Source organism: Streptomyces sp. NPDC024698, assembly GCF_055559015.1.
Genome location: NZ_JBVHLK010000020.1, coordinates 50,423 through 68,041, shown reverse-complemented (window position 1 = coordinate 68,041; position 17,619 = coordinate 50,423). Strand labels below are relative to the sequence as shown.

The following is a 17,619-nucleotide window of genomic DNA, read 5'->3' as shown; positions in this document are numbered from 1 at the left end:
ATAGTTTTTTGCACGCGACGCGGCCCGCGGGCCGGGGGGACCTCTGCGGATCCCTGTGGATTTCGGGGCGCTACCGCTGCGGCGGCAGGGATGCGATGTAGGCGGAGATCGACGCCACCGTGGGGTGGAGGAACATCTGGTCCATGGGGACCTCGGCGCCCAGTTCCTCCAGGAAGGCTCCCTGGATCCGGACCATGATCACGGACTGGCCGCCGAGGGCGAAGAAGTCGTCGTCGGCGGCGATGTCCTCGCGTTCGAGTTCCCGGCACCAGATGGCGCGCACGCTGTCGGCAGTCATCACTGTCCTCGGTTCTTGAGGGCGTCGACCAGCGCCGCGCGGTCGACCTTCCCGTGCGGGCTCAGCGGAATGGCCGGTACGCCGACGAAGCGGGCCGGGACCATGTTGCGCGGCAGTGTCTGAAGGAGGCGGGCGCGCACGGCGTCCTCGGCGAGAGCGCCCGCCTCCGGTACCACGAACGCGGTCAGCTCGGCCTCGCCGGCGTCGGTCCAGGTGACCGCGACGGCGGCCTCCCGCACCTCGGCCAGCCTGCCGAGCGCGCGCTCGATGTCGGTGGGGTCGATGCGCATGCCGCGCACCTTGACCTGGGCGTCCATCCGCCCGGCGACGACGAGGTCACCGGCCTCGGTCACCCGGCCCCGGTCGCCGGTGCGGTAGAGCCGGACCGGTGTGCCGTCGGCCTCGACCGTCGTGAACCGGGCGTTCTCGGGGCCGGCGGAGCCCAGGTAGCCGGCGCCGACTCCGGCTCCGGCGATGCAGATCTCGCCGTCCTGTCCCGGCGCGACCGGGCGCAGCCGCTCGTCCAGGAGGTGGATGTCGGTGTTGTACGCCGGCCGGCCCACGGGGGCGATGTCGTGGTCGCCGGCCCGGTATCCGGCGAGGTCGAAGGAGGTGGCGACGTCGGTGCACTCGGCGACGCCGTACTGGTGCAGCAGGGTGCAGGTGTTGTTCTCGCGGCGCATCCAGCCGGTGAGCCGTTCGGGCTTGAGCGCCTCGCCGCCGAACAGGATGTAGTCGAGGCGGGTGAGGGCGTCGCCGCCGCGCGCCTTCTCCCAGTCGATGAGCACGTACAGGGTGCTGGAGGCGCAGTGCACCACGCGGATGTCGTGCTCGCGCAGGGCGCGGTAGGCCAGCATGGCGTCGAAGTTGCGGCTGGGCAGCAGGTGTTGGGTGGCGCCGCAGAACAGCGGTGTCATCAGGGCGCGTTGGGAGAGGTCGAAGCCGAACGCGCTGACGACGAGGTTGTGCGAGCCGCTGTGCAGACCGTACTCGGTCCTCAGCCAGTTCATCAGGTTGAACCAGCCCGCGTGCCGCACCGCGGTCAGCTTCGGCGTGCCGGTGGAGCCGGAGGTGAAGACGGCGTAGCAGATGTCCTCGCCGGTGACCGACACGCCGGGCGAGGTGGCCGGGAGGCCTGCCAGGTGGCCGTCCAGCTCGTCGAGGCGTACGACGTCGACGGCCGCCGTCTCGACCATGGGGGCGGTGTCCGGGGAGGCCACGATCAGGGCGAGGCCGGGGACCTGGCCGAGGAGCAGCTGGAGCCGGGCGGCGGGGTAGGCCGGGTCGAAGGGCACATAGGCGGCGCCCGCCTTGAGGGTGCCCAGGAGGGCGACGAGCAGGTCGACGGAGTAGTCGAGGCACAGGCCCACCGTGGCGCCCCGGCCGTGTCCGCGCGCGATGAGGAAGTGCGCGAACCGGTTGGCCCGCGCGTCCAGTTCGGCGTACGTCACCTGCCGGCCGGCCCGGACGACGGCGACGGCGTCGGGGGTGGCCTGCGCGTGCGCCTCGAACTGCTGGTGGACGACGGGTGCCGGGGGCAGGGCGACCCGCTTTCCCTGAAGGATCATCAACTGACTCCGATATGAGGGGTGTCCGGTCGGACGAGCCGGTGAGCACCGCTCGTTCGGGCGGTGCTCGATCAGGCGGTGCTCGATCAGGCGGTGCTCGATCAGGCGGTGCGCCGGTCGCGGTGTGCCGGTCAGGCGCGTGCTGGTCGGCGGGGTGCCGGTCAGGCGGTGTGTCGGTCGGCGGGGTGCCGTTCAGGCGCTGCGCCGGACTGCCGTGTGCCGGTCGGCGGGGTGCCGGTCGGGCGTGTGCCGGTCGGGCGTGTGCTGGTCTGCGGTGTCGAGCATCCGGGTGATCCACTGGCCGACGGGCAGGCCGTGCGCGGCCGCCTGCCGGGAGTAGTGCTCCAGCCGGTCGGCGGGCAGCTCGATGGTGAGCGTGGTGGCCCCTCGCCGCGGCTCGCCGGCGGCGGGCCCGGCGGACGGCTCGGCGAACGGCTCCGCGGCCGGTTCGGCGGCCGGTTCGGCGGCCGTTTCGACGGGCCGGGGAGATGGCGGCTTCCCGGTGTCCGGGCCCGGGGCGATGCCGGCCTCGTCGCGTTGCGCGGCCAGGCCGGCGCGGACCGCCCGGCGCAGTTCGTTGCGCGACCACTTCTGCTGTTCGGCCCTGCGCAGCCAGTAGTCCTGCTCCGGCGGCGAGAGGCGGGTGACCTCGGCGTGGTGGGCGAAGCTGAGGCTGTCGCGCCTGCGGTGGTGCTCGAACCGCCGTGCCACCCATGCGTAGTTGCGCAGGGTCTGGTAGTCGAGCCCGGTGCGTTCGATGGCCTCCTTGTAGCGCCGCCACCCGTAGGTGGCCTCACCGTAGAGGAGCCAGTCGGCGAGCCACCACGCGGAGGAGTTCACCAGCTCGCGCAGGTTGGCGCCGATCCGCTCCCAGGACCGCTCCGGCAGGTTGGGAGGCAGGACCATCCCCGACTTCTGCACCGTGGCCTGCGATCCCACGAAGGACAGGACCATGTCGCCCTGCGCCGGCACGCGGCCGGCGTCCACGGGCCCCGGTTCGTGCCTGCCGGCGGTTCTCACAGCCCCCGTCACCACCTTCAACTCCCCGCTCGAAGTGTCTTCCTGGGCGCGGACCGGTCGGGGCGCACGACAGCGTCGTCCCGGCCGGGTCCGCGGGTGGGCCGGCTGTCAGTCCGCCGCCGCCATGGCCTCCCGCAGGCTCCTGGGCCGCAGGTCGGTCCAGTTCTGCTCGACGTACTCCAGGCACTCGGCCTTGGCCGCCTCACCGAAGACCACGCGCCAGCCCGCGGGCACCTCGGCGAACACCGGCCACAGGGAGTGCTGCTCCTCGTCGTTGACGACCACGTGGAAGCGGCCGTCCGCGTCATCGAAGGGGTTCGTGCTCAACAGGGCACCGTCCTTGTCGGTCAGGGGGTGGCTCGGGATGGGACATCGCCGGGCCGGGTGCGCGAGGGCACCGGGCGCGGATCCGCCGGCCGATCCCGTCCGGTCGACGGGACATGCGGCTGTCCGGTCGACGGGACAGCCGGCGCCGGTGGCGGGCCCCCGGCGATGCCTCGAAACCGTAGGGAGCGCGCCGCCGGCGCCACAAGGAGTGCCGGCCCCGCCGGTGTCCTGCCGCCCGCCGGCGGCCGCGCCCGGCGGTGATCCTCTGTACCGGGCCGGTTCCGTGTGCCACGATGCCGCGCCCGCGGGCCGGGCGGCGTCCTGTCCCGCAGCTGCGGCCGGGCGGACCTGAGGTTCGCTCGAGAGCCGCCTGACCAGTGGCGGAGTCGCTCCTGTGCCGCGTCCGCCGGGGCCCGGCGCCGTTCTATGGTGCGAAGCCGTGCGGCCCGATCCGAGGGGGAGCGATGGACGGCACCCGACCCGCCCTGCGTCTGTTCGTCCTGCACCACGCGGGCGGCTCCCACGTGCTCTACCGCCACTGGGCGGCCGGGCTGCCGGACAGCTGGGACGTACGGCTGCTCGACGCCCCGGGCCACGGGCTCCTCCTCGACCTGCCGCAGATCGACGACGCCCGCCGTCTCGCCGACTTCCTGCTGCGCGGCATCGAGGGCGAACTGGAGTGCCCCTACGCCCTGTTCGGGCACAGCATGGGCGCCCTCGTGGCGTACGAGATGACCCGGCGGGCCGTGGAGCGGGGGCTGCCGCCGCCGGTGTGGGTCGGTGTGTCCGCGCGCGCCGCGCCGCGGCCGGCGGAGCCGCGCAGCGGGTACCACGAGCTGCCCGACGCCGAGCTGCGCACACGGCTGAAGCTGCTCGGCGGCACCCCCGGCGCCGTCTTCGACGACCCCGGTCTGTGGGCCCTGTTCGCCCCGGTCATCCGGGCCGATCTGCGCATGGTGGACGGCTGGCGCCCCGATCCCGGCGCCCCCGCCCTGCCCGTGGCGCTGTCCGCCTACGCGGGCGGGCGGGACGGTTCCGCGTCACCGCGGCGGATGGCCGGCTGGGCGGAGCACGCCGAACGCTTCCTGGGCCTGCGGGTCTTCGACGGCGGTCACTTCTTCTTCCAGCCCGATCCCGCTCCCCTGCTGCGGCAGATCGCCCGGGACGCGGCCACGGCGCTGAACGCGACACCAGCACGAGCACAGGCACAAACACCGCCACCGGCACCGGCACGATCCTTCGCCCCTCCCCCACGGTGACCCGGCGCCGTACCCACGGGCCACGCGGGCGGTGTCCGCGCCGCACCCGGCGCACGGTGAACTCCCTTTCCCGCACGGGCTGAACGACCAGTTCCGGCCTTCGGCGGGGCACGGCGGCGGACGGCGTGAGGGCGGCGCACCTGCGTCTTTCCGGCCGCGGTGGCGCCGCGCGAGTTGCCCGCGAGGCAGGTGACCTACGTTTCCGCCACCAACCGCACCTGTGCGGATCCAGCCACCGTGCGGCCCAGACGAAGAGACGGGGAAACGACGATGACGATGCGGAACAGGCCAAGGGCCGGCATGGTCGCTCTGGCGGCGGTGGCCCTGACGGCCACCGTCTTCACGGGCCCCGCCCGGGCATCGGGTGACACCGCCGCGGGGGCGGGCGGGCATGAGAAGACACAGGCGGCGATCGAGGCGGCCGTCGCGGCCGGTGTCCCCGGTGTGAGTGCCGAGGCGCGGGACGGTGCCGGTGTGTGGAAGACCGCGGTCGGCGTCGGCAACCGGGCCACGGGCGCGCCGCGCGGCAAGAACGACCGGTTCCGCACCGGCAGCGTCACCGACACCTTCGTGGCGGTGGTCCTGCTCCAGATGGAGGCGGAGGGCAGGATCAGCCTCGACGACCCGGTCGAGCGGTATCTGCCCGGCGTGGTCACCGGCAACGGCAACGACGGCTCCCGGATCACCGTCCGGCAGCTGCTGAACCACACCAGCGGCCTGTTCGACTACCTCGCCGACGAGCCGTACTACCGGACGTACACGATGGGCGACAGCTTCCTGGCGCACCGCTACGACACCCTGACCGCCCAGCAGCGTCTCCAGGTGGCCTTCTCCCACGCTCCGCTGTTCCAGCCCGGCGCCCGGCACTCGTTCTCCCACACCAACGACGTCCTGGCGGCGCTGATCGTCCAGAAGGCCGGCGGCAGGACGTACGAGGACGAGGTGCGCCGGCGCATCATCGGGCCGCTGGGGCTGGAGGCGACGTCCAACCCCGGCACGAGCAGCGACCTGCCCCGGCCGAGCAGCCACGGCTATTCCAAGCTGTTCTACGACACCCAGCCGGAGCGGATCGACGACGTCACCGCGCTGAACGGCTCACAGAACTGGGGGGACGGCGACATCATCTCCAGCGCCCACGACCTGAACCTGTTCTACCGGGCCCTGCTGGGCGGGAGGCTGCTGCCGGCGCAGCAGCTGAAAGAGCTGAAGACGACCGTCGTCAACCCCGATCTGCCGATCACGTCCTACGGGCTGGGCATCGAGAAGCTGACGATGGGCTGCGGTGACGTCTGGTACCACGACGGGGGTGTGGTGGGGTCGCTGACGCTGGCCGCCTTCACCGAGGACGGCCGTCACGAGCTGACCTTCAACTACAACGGCGACTGGGACGCGTCGGGGATCGTGCCGATCCTGAACGCCGAGTTCTGCGACCAGGCGTCCGGCTGAGGCCGCGTCACCATCCGAGCGTGTCCCCTCAAGGAGGGCCGATGACCGTGCGAGCAGCCGTGGCCGGAGCGAGCGGCTATGCGGGGGGCGAGCTGCTGCGCCTGCTCCTCGCCCATCCCCGGGTGCGTGTCGGTGCCCTGACCGGGCACTCCAGCGCGGGCGGGTATCTGGGTACCCTCCAGCCGCATCTGGCGGCGCTGGCCGGGCGGGAGGTGGTGCCCACCACGGCCGAGGCCCTGCGGGGGCACGATGTCGTCTTCCTGGCGCTGCCGCACGGCCGGTCCGCGGCCGTGGCACGGGAGTTGGGCCAGGACACGCTGGTCATCGACTGCGGGGCGGACTTCCGGCTGGCGGACGCGGGCGACTGGGAGAAGTTCTACGGTTCGCCGCACGCGGGCACCTGGCCCTACGGTCTGCCCGAACTGCCCGGCGCCCGGGAGAAGTTGGCGGGTGCCCGGCGCATCGCGGTGCCGGGCTGCTATCCGACCGCGGTGTCCCTGGCGCTCTTTCCCGCCTACGCGGCCGCTCTGGCGGAGCCGGAGGCGGTGGTGGTCGCGGCGTCGGGCACGTCCGGGGCGGGCAGGGCGCCCCGGGCGGACCTGCTGGGCAGCGAGGTCATGGGGTCCATGCGGCCCTACGGTGTGGGCGGCGGCCACCGGCACACCCCGGAGATGGTGCAGAACCTCAGCGCCGTGGCGGGCCGGCGGGTCGCCGTCTCCTTCACCCCGGTCCTGGCCCCCATGCCGCGTGGCATCCTGGCCACCTGCTCCGCCGCCGCCCGGCCCGGCACGAGCGCCGGGCAGGTGCGGGCCGCCTACGAGAGGGCGCTGGCCGGCGAGCCGTTCGTGCGGCTGCTGCCCGAGGGGCAGTGGCCGAGCACCGGGGCGGTGTACGGGTCGAACGCGGTCCAGGTCCAGGTGGTCCTGGACCCGGCGGTCGGCCGGATCATCGCGGTCTGCGCCCTCGACAACCTCACCAAGGGCACCGCGGGCGGCGCCGTGCAGAGCATGAACATCGCCCTGGGCCTGACCGAGGACCTGGGGCTTTCCACGACCGGAGTCGCCCCGTGATCCGGGGCGGCACGGACACCGGCCGCCGACGCGGCGGACCTGCGAGGGAGTTGCATTGAGCGTCACCGCAGCACGAGGCTTCAGGGCGGCGGGCATCGCCGCGGGAATCAAGAACAACGGCGGCCTGGATCTGGCGCTGGTCGTCAACGACGGGCCGCGCCGTGCCGCGGCCGGTGTCTTCACCTCCAACCGGGTGCAGGCGGCCCCCGTCCAGTGGTCCCGGCAGGTCCTGGCGGACGGCGGGATCCGCGCGGTCGTCCTCAACTCCGGTGGCGCCAACGCCTGTACGGGGGCGCAGGGGCTGAAGGACGTGCAGGCGACCGCCGATCGGGCCGCTGGTCTGCTCGGCATGGACTCCGGTGAGGTGGCGGTCTGTTCCACCGGGCTCATCGGTGTGCCGCTGCCGATGGAGCGGGTGCTGCCCGGCGTCGAGAGCGCCGTCACGGCGTTGTCCGGCAGCGGCGGCGAGGACGCGGCCCGCGCCGTGATGACCACCGACACCGTGCGCAAGACGGCCGTCGTCCGCCGGGAGGGGTGGACGGTGGGCGGCATGGCCAAGGGCGCCGGGATGCTCGCCCCCGGCCTGGCCACCATGCTGGCCGTGCTCACCACCGACGCGGACGTGGACGGCGCCGTGCTCGACAGCGCGCTGCGGGACGCCACCCGCACCACCTTCGACCGGGTCGACTCCGACGGCTGCATGTCCACCAACGACACCGTGCTGCTGCTCGCCTCCGGAGCCGGTCAAGTCATCCCGGACCGGGCGGAGTTCGCCGAGGCCGTCCGGGCGGTCTGCGCCGATCTGGCCCGGCAGCTGATCGGGGACGCGGAGGGGGCGAGCAAGGAGATCCGCATCGAGGTCACGGGCGCGGCGAGCGAGGACGACGCCGTCGAGGTGGGCCGCTCCGTCGCCCGCAACAACCTCCTCAAGTGCGCGATCCACGGCGAGGACCCCAACTGGGGCCGCGTCCTGTCCGCCATCGGCACCACGCGGGCCGTCTTCGAACCCGACCGGCTGGGCGTCGCCATCAACGGCGTGCCGGTGTGCCGGGACGGCGGCATCGGCGAGGACCGGGCGCTGGTGGACATGACCGGCCGCGAGGTCGGCATCGGCGTGGACCTCGGCGCCGGACCGCACCGCGCGGTCATCTGGACCAACGACCTCACCGCCGACTACGTCCACGAGAACAGCGAGTACTCCTCATGAGCCCCCTCGGACCCGCGGACCCAGAACGCCCCACGGCCGGCGACACGGCCGGCGACATGGCCGGCAACGCGGCGCTGACCGGCCGCTGGCGGGACGTCATGATGGACACCTTCGGCACCCCCCGGCTACCGCTCGTCGAGGGCCGCGGCTGCCGGGTCCGCGACGCCGAGGGCAACGAGTACCTCGACTTCTTCGCCGGCATCGCGGTCAACGCGCTCGGCCACGCGCATCCCGCCGTCGTCCGGGCCGTCCGCGAGCAGATCGCCCGCCTCGGGCACGTCTCGAACCTGTTCGTCGCCGAGCCGACCGTGCGCCTGGCCGAACGCCTGCTGGAACTCACCGGGCGCCAGGGGCGGGTGTACTTCTCCAACTCCGGCGCCGAGGCCAACGAGGCGGCCTTCAAGATCGGCAGGCTCACCGGCCGCACGCACATGGTGGCCACGGCCGGCGGCTTCCACGGCCGCACCATGGGGGCCCTGGCGCTGACCGGCCAGAGCGCCAAACAGCGCCCCTTCCTGCCGCTGCCGGGCGAGGTGACCCATGTGCCGTACGGGGATGCCGCGGCCCTGCGCGGCGCGGTCACCTCGGACACCGCGCTGCTGGTCCTGGAGCCCGTGCAGGGGGAGAACGGCGTGGTCGTGCCGCCGCCGGGCTATCTGCGGGCGGCCCGTGAGATCACGGCGGCGACCGGGACCCTGCTGGTCCTGGACGAGATACAGACCGGCGTCGGGCGCACGGGCCACTGGTTCGCGGCCCAGGCCGAGGGCGTCGAGGCGGACGTCGTGACCCTGGCCAAGGGGCTGGGCGGCGGTCTGCCCATCGGCGCGACGCTCGCCTTCGGCACCGCCGCGCGTCTGCTCACCCCCGGCGCCCACGGCTCCACCTTCAGCGGCAACCCCGTGGTGTGCGCGGCCGCCCTCGCCGTGCTGGACACCATCGAGCGGGACGGGCTTCTGGAGCGGGTGGCGCGGGCCGGGCGGCGGCTGCGGCGAGGCCTTGAGGACCTGGCCCATCCGCTGGTGCGCGAGGTCCGCGGCGCAGGCCTGCTGGTGGGCGTCGTGCTGGAGGGGGAACTCGCGGCCCGGGTGCAGCAGGCCGCCCAGGACAGGGGTCTGCTGGTGAACGCGGCGGTGCCGGACGTGATCCGGCTCGCCCCGCCGCTGATCGTGTCGGACCACGAGGTGGACGTCTTCGTCGAGGGGTTCGGGGCGGCACTGTCCGCGGTCCACGCGGGGGCCGATGCCGTTGCCCGGGCCGATGACGATCCCGGGGCCGGGGCCGTCGCGGAGCGTTCACTTTCAGTTCATTGCAACACTCCGGTTCGCTGACGTTGCATTAGATTCAGATCTATTGCAACAATTGAACAGCTTTGAGCTGGGCAGATGCGTCTAGTGCGCAACAGGCTTGTTGCCAGCTCCTTGAATGCAACGTAGCGTTTTCCATATCGGAAAACACGAGTTCAAGGAGCTGGTCATGCAGAAGACCGAGTACGCGCCGCAGGAGTTCGCCACCCCCGCCCCCGTCCGCGCCGTGGTCGACATCCCCGCCGGGCGCATCCGCTTCGTCGCCGCGGAGCGCGGCGACACCGTGGTCGAGGTCCGGCCCGCCGACCCGGCCAGGAGCCGCGACGTGAAGGCGGCCGGCGAGATCAGCACCGTCTACGGCGACGGCGTCCTGCGGATCGAGGCCGCCGAGGCGGCCCACACGCTCCTCGGGCACCCCGGGTCCGTCGAGGTCACGGTCATGCTGCCCGCCGGCTCCCGGGTCGAGGCGAAGGCGGGGGCCGCCGAGTTCCGCGGCGTCGGACGCCTGGGCGAGGTCTCCTTCACGGGCGGCTGCCGCTCGGTGAAGATCGACGAGGCCGCGAGCGCCCGCCTCACCGTCCACGAGGGCGAGGTCTTCGTCGGCCGCCTCGAGGGCCCCGCCGAGATCAGTGTCGACAAGGGCGGCATCGAGATCGGCGAGGCCGTGCGCGGCACGGTCGACCTGGACATCCGGCACGGCGACATCACGGTGGGCGCCGCCCGCGGCGTCTCCGCCTGCCTGGACGCCCGAAGCGGCTACGGCCGTATCGACAACTCCCTGCGCAACAGCGGCACCTGCGACCTGGAGCTGCGTGCCGCCACCGCCTACGGCGACATCACCGTCCGCAGCCTCTGACCGCCCGCCGCCCCCAAGGAGCACCCTCATGAGCACTCTGGCCATCGCGGCGAACGGGCTGCGCAAGTCCTACGGCGACAAGACCGTGCTCGACGGCATCGACCTGGCCGTCGAGCAGGGAACGGTCTTCTCCCTGCTCGGCCCGAACGGCGCCGGCAAGACGACGGCCGTCAGCATCCTGTCCACCCTCATCCGCGCCGACGCCGGCGAACTGCGCGTCGGCGGCCACGACCTCGCCACCGACCCGCGGGCCGTGCGCGCCGCGATCGGCGTCACCGGGCAGTTCTCCGCCGTCGACGGCCTGATCACCGGCGAGGAGAACATGCTCCTCATGGCGGACCTGCACCATCTGCCCAAGGCCGAGGGACGGCGCGTCGCCGCCGCGCTGCTGGAGCGCTTCGACCTGGCCGAGGCCGCGAAGAAGCCCGCCTCCACCTACTCCGGCGGCATGAAGCGCCGCCTGGACATCGCCATGACCCTGGTCGGCAGCCCCCGGATCATCTTCCTCGACGAACCCACCACCGGCCTCGACCCCCGCTCCCGCCACACCATGTGGGGCATCATCCGCGAGCTCGTCTCCGGCGGCGTCACCGTCTTCCTCACCACCCAGTACCTGGAGGAGGCCGACCAGCTCGCCGACCGTATCGCCGTGCTGAACGACGGCAGGATCGCCGCCGAGGGCACCGCCGCGGAACTCAAGCGGCTGGTCCCCGGCGGGCACGTCCGGCTCCGCTTCACCGACCCCGCCGCCTACCGGTCCGCCGCCGCCGCGCTGCCCGCCGCCACCCGGGACGAGGAGGCACTGGCGCTCCAGCTCGTCAGCGACGGCACCCAGCGAGAACTCCACTTTGTCCTCGACCGGCTGGCCGCGGCGAGCATCGAGGCCGACGAACTGACCGTGCACACCCCCGACCTCGACGACGTGTTCTTCGCCCTCACCGACAGCGCCGGCCTGCCCGGCCAGAGCGCCCGCACCGACCACCGGACCGGCCAGCCCGGCCGGACCGACGAGCCCGGCCGGACCGGCCAGACCAAGGAGACCCTGCGATGAGCTCCCTCTCCCTCGCCGTGCGCGACTCCTCCACCATGCTGCGCCGCAACCTGCTGCACGCCCGGCGCTACCCCTCGCTCACCCTGAACCTGCTGCTCACCCCGGTGATGCTGCTCCTGCTGTTCGTCTACATCTTCGGCGGCGCGATGAGCGGCGGCGCGGGCCGGGCGGCGTACATCGCCTACATCGTGCCGGGCATCCTGCTGATGACGGTCGGCTCCACGGTGATCGGCACCGCGGTGTCCGTCTCCACCGACATGAGCGAGGGCATCATCGCCCGCTTCCGCACGATGGCCATCCACCGGGGCTCCATCCTCATCGGGCATGTCATCGGCAGCGTCGTGCAGTCGGTGCTGAGCGTGGTCCTGGTCGCCGCCGTGGGTGTGGCCATCGGTTTCCGCTCCAGCGGGGCCGGCGTCCTCGACTGGCTCGCGGCGTTCGGACTGATCGTCCTGTTCGCCCTGGCGCTCACCTGGATCGCGGTCGGCATGGGCCTGGTCAGCCCGACCGCGGAGGCCGCCAGCAACAACGCCATGCCGCTGATCCTGCTGCCGCTGCTGTCCAGCGCCTTCGTCCCGCTGCACTCCATGCCCGGCTGGTTCCAGCCGATCGCCCGCTACCAGCCCTTCACCCCCGCCATCGAGACCCTGCGCGGCCTGCTCCTGGGCACCCCGGTCGGCAACAACGGGTGGATCGCCGTGCTGTGGTGCCTCGGCCTCGCCGTGCTCGGCTACTTCTGGGCGGCCTCGGCCTTCGACCGGGACACGCGCTGACGTCCCGCGCGGCAGACGCCCCGCGCACCTTCCGCTCCGCCCCCCCCTTTTTTTCCGTCGGGAAAACCCCTCCCCCGGAATATCCTTTTCAGATGCCGCACCCCGGTTCACGGATTTCGTATTTCCCGGCGGAAAAGACGGACACCATTTCGGCGAAGAAGTTCGAAGCGCAACCGTTCGAGTGCCGCTCCGGTGCCGCCCCAGGCCGTCGTGCGACGGTTATCGACGGTTATATGCACCGTTCTCAGGAGGCATGATGGCGCATCAGGCCGGTCAGACCGCGCGGCCGCACGACGGCACCGCGACCACCGTCCCGCAGCCGGTGCCGCTGCCGCGGCCGGCCCGCGCCACGGCGTCCGCGCCGCGCCGGGTCCCGGTGCTGACCACCAAGGTGGGCCTCCAGATGCCCGCCAAGATGGCCTACGACGAGTGGGAGCGGGCCGGCCGGCAGCTCGCCGACGTCCTCGACTCGTCCTCCTGGTGGCTGGGCGACTGGATGGTGTACGGCAAGGACCACTACACCGACCGCTACCAGCGCGGGATACGCGCCGCCGGCCTCTCGTACCAGACCCTGCGCAACTACGCGTGGGTCTCACGGCGTTTCGACCTCACCCGGCGCCGCCCCGCCCTGAGCTTCCAGCACCACGCCGAACTGGCCTCCATGCAGGTCGCGGACCAGGAGCTCTGGCTCGACCGCGCCGAACAGGGGCAGTGGACCACCAAGCAGCTGCGCGGCGCCCTGCGCACCGCGCGCCAGGGCGAGCAGCTGCCGGACGTCCCCGCCGAGCCGAGCCGCCGGCTGGAGGTTCCCGGCAGCCGCCTGGAGTGGTGGCACCAGGCCGCACGGCAGCTGGGCGTCGACTTCGAGCAGTGGGTGACGGCCGCCCTGGACAGCGCGGCCGCGACCGCGCTGGAGACTCCCGGCACCCCGGCGGAGCGCGAGGCCGCAGGCCTCAAGGGCGTGCAGGACGTGAAGGCGCTCGCCGGGCAGCGGACCCTGCCGGTGGCCATCAGCGCCTGAAGCAGCCGGCGCCGAGGCCACCGGCGCCTCACGGCAGCCGGCTCATCAGCCCGGCGACCTCACGCTTGTACGTGCACCCGCTCTGCCCGAACGACGCCCGCACCCGCTCGCGCACCGCGTCCGGCTGCTCCTGGCTGAGTTTGAACATGCCCTCGGCGCCGGTGACCGTGAACCGGAAGGCCCCCACGGCGGGCACGATCTGACGGAAGTAGCCGAGCGAGTCGGTCATGTCCCAGCCGTCGCCGAACGCCCCCTCGAAGGCGCGCACGGTGGACTGCACCACGCCCAGCGTCTCCTCGGTGGAGTCGATCCTCTCCACCACGCCCCGGACGTGCACCGCCGTGAAGTCCCACGTCGGGGCGGCCGGGCTCTTCTCGTAGACCGTGGGTGACACGTACGAGTGCGGGCCGGTGAACGTCAGCAGCAGCACCTCGCCCGACCGCAGCGCCGCCCAGTGCGGGTTGGCCCGGTTCATGTGCCCGAGCAGCGTGGTCCCCGTCAGCTCCCCGCCCGCCTCGTCCGGCGCGCCGGGGTCGAAGATGACCGGCAGGTGCGTGGCGAAGGGGCCGTCCTGGGGGCTGCCGTTCGTCACCGCCAGGGCCAGGGGGTTGGCGCGGATCAGATCCGCCATCCAGGAATGATCCGGCTCGCGATAAGAGCTGGGCACGAACATTCGCATTCTCCTTCTCGGGAATTGTCCTGTTTCGAGGATCCCCGTCGACCATAGGGGCCGTCCCGCCGGCAGGACAATGCTTCCACAACGCGGGGGCCTGGAGAAGGTCTGAAGGGGTCTTCCAGCGTTCTTCGATTCCCCCTCGACCCCTCTTCCAGCCCTTTTCCATTCCCCCTCGTATCCCTTTCGGATCCCTTTCTGATCCTCTTCGGCTCTTCTTCGGCTCTTCTTCGAGAAATGCCGGAGAACATCCCGCCCCCGCTTTCGCCCGCCCCCTTGCGGGCGGGCCGCCCGCCCCGGCGCCCGCGGGCTTCCGGCGCGGCGGCCGGCGGGCTTCCGACTGCGGCCGCGGGCAAGGGACTTCCGGCCGTGAGGTGTCGGTGCCACCTCTCCCACCAGCGACTCCGCCACCGCTCCAGCGTCACGAGACCAGATCTCAGGATCGAGTTGCCAACATCATGGCAAGGTTTTGCCAAGCCGGAAGGCGCTGTGGGCCACCGGTTGACTTCCAGACGCATCGGGAGCTTTGACATGGAGACAACGGGCAGGCGGAGCGAAGAGGTCTTCGACGTGGTCGGCATCGGGTTCGGCCCGTCCAACCTGTCGCTCGCGATCGCTCTGGAAGAACACGGGGCGAGCACTCCCCGGCATCCGGTCACCGCCCACTTCTTCGAGCGGCAGCCCTCCTTCGGCTGGCACCGGAACATGCTGCTGCCGTCGACGACCATGCAGATCTCGTTCCTCAAGGACCTGGCGACGTACCGGAACCCGCTGTCCCGCTACAGCTTCGTGTCCTATCTGCACGCCTCGGACCGGCTGGTGCAGTTCGTGAACAACCAGGACTTCTTCCCCACCCGCCAGGAGTTCCACCAGTACCTGGAGTGGGCGGCCGCCGACCTGGGCGACCGGGTCACCTACGGCGCCGAGGTCACCTCGATCCGGCCCGTCGCCGAGGCCGGGGCAGCCCGGTCCGACCTCCTGGAGATCGAGGTGCGCGGCGCCGACGGCGCCACCCGGGTGGTCGCCGCACGCAACGTGGTCGTCTCGACCGGCCTGGTGCCGCGCCTGCCGGACGGAGTGGCCTCCGACGAACGGGTGTGGCACAGCTCGGAGTTCCTCAGCAGGTTCCGCGCACAGGACCCGAAGGAGCTGAAGAACGTGGTCGTGGTCGGGGCCGGCCAGAGCGCCGCCGAGATCACCCGGTTCTTCCACGACGAGCTGCCGCACGCCCAGGTCTCCGCGGTCGTCCCCTCCTACGGCTACGCCATCGCCGACGACACCCCCTTCGCCAACCAGGTGTTCGACCCCGGCGCGGTCGACGACCACTACTTCGGCACCGACCGGGCACGGGACGCCTTCTGGCGCTACCACCGCAACACCAACTACTCGGTGGTCGACTCCGACGTCATCCGCGACCTGTACCGGCGGTCCTACGACGAGCGGGTGCGCGGCACCGAGCGGCTGCACTTCCGCAACCTCACCCGGGTCACCGACGTCAAGCGCGCCGGCAGCGAGACGCGGGTGAGCCTGCGCTCGCTGCTCGATGACCGCACCGAGGAACTCGCCGTGGACGCGCTGGTGTTCGCCACCGGCTACGACGGCCTGGACCCCGCCCGCCTGCTCGGCGACTTCGACCGGCACTTCCTGCGCGACGCCGAGGGCAGACACCAGGTGGAACGCGACTACCGCCTGGTCAGCGGGTCGGGGCTGGCCGGCGGGGTCTACCTCCAGGGCGGCACCGAGCACACCCACGGTCTGTCCTCGGCCCTGCTGTCGAACATCGCGGTCCGCAGCGGCGAGATCGCCGACTCGATCGTGCTGCGGCGCACCGAACGGGAGCTGAGCCGCACCTGCCCCGTGCGGGCCGCGCACTCGGCCGCCTGAACCGGCAGCCCGGGCGGCCCCACCGGCCACTGTCCCGTTGACAGGACGTGACCCCGCGGCAGGACACTCGAGGACCCGCGCGCGACGACCCAGGGCGCGCACCCTCGCCGGCCGGCGTTCACCGTCCCAAGAACCCGCACCACAGCCAAGTCCTCTCGTGCGGCTTTCCAGCACATGTCCACCGGCCACGGGGCCCGCCCCACGGCCGGGGCCCCCACAAAGGAGTCCCCATGAGCGCCCATTCCCCGGCCGGCGGCCCCGTTCGGCGAGCGAGGGCCGCATGAGCGTCAGCATCCGGCAGGCCCGGGCCAAGGCCCGCTCCCTCGGCGACGCCCTGCCATGGCCGGCCCGTCACCAGGGCCGGACCGTCGTCGTCAAACTGGGCGGACACGCCATGGTCGACGCGGACCTCACCGCGGCCTTCGCCCGCGACATCGCCTTCCTGCACCGCGCCGGGCTGCGGCCCGTGGTGGTGCACGGCGGAGGCCCCCAGATCGACGCCGAGCTCGAACGGCGCGGCATGAAGCGCGAGTTCGCGGCGGGCCTGCGCGTCACCTCGGCCGAGGCGATGGACGTGGTCCGCATGGTCCTGGCCGGGCAGGTGCAGCGCGAACTGGTCGGGCTGATCAACCGCCACGGCCCGCTCGCCGTCGGGATGACCGGCGAGGACGCGGACACCCTCACCGCGGTACGGCACGTGCCGTGGATCGACGGGGAACCCGTCGACGTCGGCCGGGTCGGCGACATCACCGGCGTGGACACCGCCACCCTGGAGGGCCTGCTGGCCGGCGGCCGGATCCCGGTGGTCTCACCGCTCGCCCGCAGCGCCGAGGACGGCCTGGTCTACAACGTCAACGCCGACACCGTGGCCGCGGCGCTCGCGACCGCGCTGCGCGCCGAGGCGCTCGTCATGCTGACGGACGTCGCGGGGCTGTGCGCGGGCTGGCCGCACCGTGCCGAGGTCATCCCCCGGCTGACCGCGGGCGAGCTGGAGAAACTCCTGCCGGAGCTGAGCGACGGCATGGTGCCCAAGATGACCGGCTGCCTGGAGGCGGTACGGGGCGGGGTGGGCGCGGCCCGGGTGATCGACGGGCGGATCCCGCACGCGGTGCTCCTGGAGATGTTCACCGACGACGGGATCGGGACGGTGATCGTGCCGGACCCGGACGAGGAGGAGGTCCTGCCGTGAACGAGCAGTGGCACCGGCGACAGCAGCCGCACACCATCGAGCCGCCCGGCCCCCGGAACCGGCCGCCCGGCTCCGGGCACGCCCCGCAACCGGCCGTCCTCGTGCACGAGTTGCACGACGGGGAGGAGCCGCAGGAGTACGGGATTGACGGCGGACTCGTCCCGGGCGGGCCCCAGTACGCGCTCCCTGCGGCCCGCTCCCCCCTCAGCCTCCTGCCCGCCTACCGGCCACCGGGACCGCGGGAGCCGGCCACGGTCCCCGGAAGCGGACACGACGACACCGAACCGGACGGCCGTGCACCGGGCGGCGGTGAACCGGATGACGGTGAACGGGATGACGGTGGGCGCGGCGGCGTGGTGTGGCCCGAGCCCCGCGACGAACCGCCTGCCGCCGTCATCCGCCTGCGGTTCACCGACCCGCTCGCGCTCGAACGGGCCGGCGCGGCCTTCGAGGGGGCCTGGAGCGATCCGGGGACCGGCATCCTCCAGGTGCCCGGGGACGCCGGTGTCGAGACGCTGCGGAGCGTGCTCGCGGTCCTGGACGCGGCGGCGCTGGCACCCGAGTCGCTCACCGTGCACACGAACGAACTCGACGACGTCTTCGCCGCGTTCACCAACCTGCCGTGAATCCCCTCCCCGGCAAAAGGCCGGGGATTGCCGGCTCAGGCTGAAGC

General features: G+C 72.6%; 17 protein-coding genes. 12 read left to right on the top strand and 5 right to left on the bottom strand.

Annotation, left to right across the window (positions count from 1 at the left end):
- Positions 1-70: 70 nt before the first annotated feature.
- The 4 genes from ACZ4AA_RS31105 to ACZ4AA_RS31090 form a co-directional block, all read right to left on the bottom strand.
- Positions 71-298 carry an acyl carrier protein gene (locus ACZ4AA_RS31105; RefSeq protein ID WP_467610105.1) on the bottom strand — a complete coding sequence of 76 codons (228 nt, stop codon included), beginning with the start codon at positions 296-298 and terminating at the stop codon, positions 71-73.
- The gene (locus ACZ4AA_RS31100; protein WP_467610103.1) at positions 298-1,866 is read right to left on the bottom strand and encodes an amino acid adenylation domain-containing protein; all 1,569 of its coding nucleotides are present in this window, start codon (positions 1,864-1,866) and stop codon (positions 298-300) included. The genes ACZ4AA_RS31105 and ACZ4AA_RS31100 overlap by 1 nt, the downstream gene beginning before the upstream one ends.
- A 192-nt stretch (positions 1,867-2,058) precedes the next feature.
- Complete coding sequence (locus ACZ4AA_RS31095) at positions 2,059-2,886, bottom strand: LmbU family transcriptional regulator (RefSeq protein ID WP_467610099.1); 828 nt, start codon at positions 2,884-2,886, stop codon at positions 2,059-2,061.
- 108 nt (positions 2,887-2,994) lie between these two features.
- Positions 2,995-3,213 (bottom strand): MbtH family protein, encoded by a 219-nt coding sequence (locus ACZ4AA_RS31090; RefSeq protein ID WP_467610097.1) that lies wholly within the window; start codon positions 3,211-3,213, stop codon positions 2,995-2,997.
- Between the two features lie 464 nt (positions 3,214-3,677).
- Between ACZ4AA_RS31090 and ACZ4AA_RS31085 the strand changes: the two genes are divergently transcribed.
- The 9 genes from ACZ4AA_RS31085 (at position 3,678) to ACZ4AA_RS31045 (ending at position 13,200) form a co-directional block, all read left to right on the top strand.
- The gene (locus ACZ4AA_RS31085; RefSeq protein ID WP_467610095.1) at positions 3,678-4,472 is read left to right on the top strand and encodes a thioesterase II family protein; all 795 of its coding nucleotides are present in this window, start codon (positions 3,678-3,680) and stop codon (positions 4,470-4,472) included.
- A gap of 270 nt (positions 4,473-4,742) precedes the next feature.
- Positions 4,743-5,918, top strand: coding sequence for a serine hydrolase domain-containing protein (locus ACZ4AA_RS31080; RefSeq protein ID WP_467610093.1), 1,176 nt, complete (start codon positions 4,743-4,745; stop codon positions 5,916-5,918).
- 41 nt (positions 5,919-5,959) lie between these two features.
- The gene (gene argC / locus ACZ4AA_RS31075) at positions 5,960-6,988 is read left to right on the top strand and encodes an N-acetyl-gamma-glutamyl-phosphate reductase (protein WP_467610090.1); all 1,029 of its coding nucleotides are present in this window, start codon (positions 5,960-5,962) and stop codon (positions 6,986-6,988) included.
- A 55-nt stretch (positions 6,989-7,043) separates the two neighbouring features.
- A complete protein-coding gene (argJ, locus tag ACZ4AA_RS31070; protein ID WP_467610088.1) occupies positions 7,044-8,195 on the top strand; it encodes a bifunctional glutamate N-acetyltransferase/amino-acid acetyltransferase ArgJ in 1,152 nt (383 codons plus the stop codon).
- A gap of 56 nt (positions 8,196-8,251) precedes the next feature.
- The gene (locus ACZ4AA_RS31065; RefSeq protein ID WP_467610195.1) at positions 8,252-9,523 is read left to right on the top strand and encodes an acetylornithine transaminase; all 1,272 of its coding nucleotides are present in this window, start codon (positions 8,252-8,254) and stop codon (positions 9,521-9,523) included.
- Positions 9,524-9,668: 145 nt separating this feature from the next.
- Positions 9,669-10,355 (top strand): DUF4097 family beta strand repeat-containing protein, encoded by a 687-nt coding sequence (locus ACZ4AA_RS31060; protein WP_467610086.1) that lies wholly within the window; start codon positions 9,669-9,671, stop codon positions 10,353-10,355.
- A gap of 28 nt (positions 10,356-10,383) precedes the next feature.
- On the top strand, positions 10,384-11,406 hold the full coding sequence (locus tag ACZ4AA_RS31055; protein WP_467610084.1) for an ATP-binding cassette domain-containing protein: 1,023 nt from the start codon (positions 10,384-10,386) through the stop codon (positions 11,404-11,406).
- Positions 11,403-12,179, top strand: a complete 777-nt coding sequence (locus ACZ4AA_RS31050; RefSeq protein WP_467610082.1) for an ABC transporter permease — start codon at positions 11,403-11,405, stop codon at positions 12,177-12,179. The genes ACZ4AA_RS31055 and ACZ4AA_RS31050 overlap by 4 nt, the downstream gene beginning before the upstream one ends.
- 253 nt (positions 12,180-12,432) lie before the next feature.
- Positions 12,433-13,200, top strand: a complete 768-nt coding sequence (locus ACZ4AA_RS31045) for an LmbU family transcriptional regulator (RefSeq protein ID WP_467610079.1) — start codon at positions 12,433-12,435, stop codon at positions 13,198-13,200.
- Between the two features lie 28 nt (positions 13,201-13,228).
- Here ACZ4AA_RS31045 and ACZ4AA_RS31040 read toward each other — a convergent pair whose 3' ends face one another.
- Positions 13,229-13,873, bottom strand: a complete 645-nt coding sequence (locus tag ACZ4AA_RS31040) for an FMN-binding negative transcriptional regulator (RefSeq protein ID WP_467610075.1) — start codon at positions 13,871-13,873, stop codon at positions 13,229-13,231.
- A 531-nt stretch (positions 13,874-14,404) separates the two neighbouring features.
- Between ACZ4AA_RS31040 and ACZ4AA_RS31035 the strand changes: the two genes are divergently transcribed.
- The 3 genes from ACZ4AA_RS31035 (at position 14,405) to ACZ4AA_RS31025 (ending at position 17,572) form a co-directional block, all read left to right on the top strand.
- Complete coding sequence (locus ACZ4AA_RS31035; protein WP_467610073.1) at positions 14,405-15,757, top strand: lysine N(6)-hydroxylase/L-ornithine N(5)-oxygenase family protein; 1,353 nt, start codon at positions 14,405-14,407, stop codon at positions 15,755-15,757.
- Between the two features lie 280 nt (positions 15,758-16,037).
- A complete protein-coding gene (argB, locus tag ACZ4AA_RS31030) occupies positions 16,038-16,946 on the top strand; it encodes an acetylglutamate kinase (RefSeq protein WP_467610070.1) in 909 nt (302 codons plus the stop codon).
- Positions 16,943-17,572, top strand: coding sequence for a hypothetical protein (locus tag ACZ4AA_RS31025; RefSeq protein WP_467610067.1), 630 nt, complete (start codon positions 16,943-16,945; stop codon positions 17,570-17,572). The genes argB and ACZ4AA_RS31025 overlap by 4 nt, the downstream gene beginning before the upstream one ends.
- Positions 17,573-17,619 lie beyond the last annotated feature (47 nt).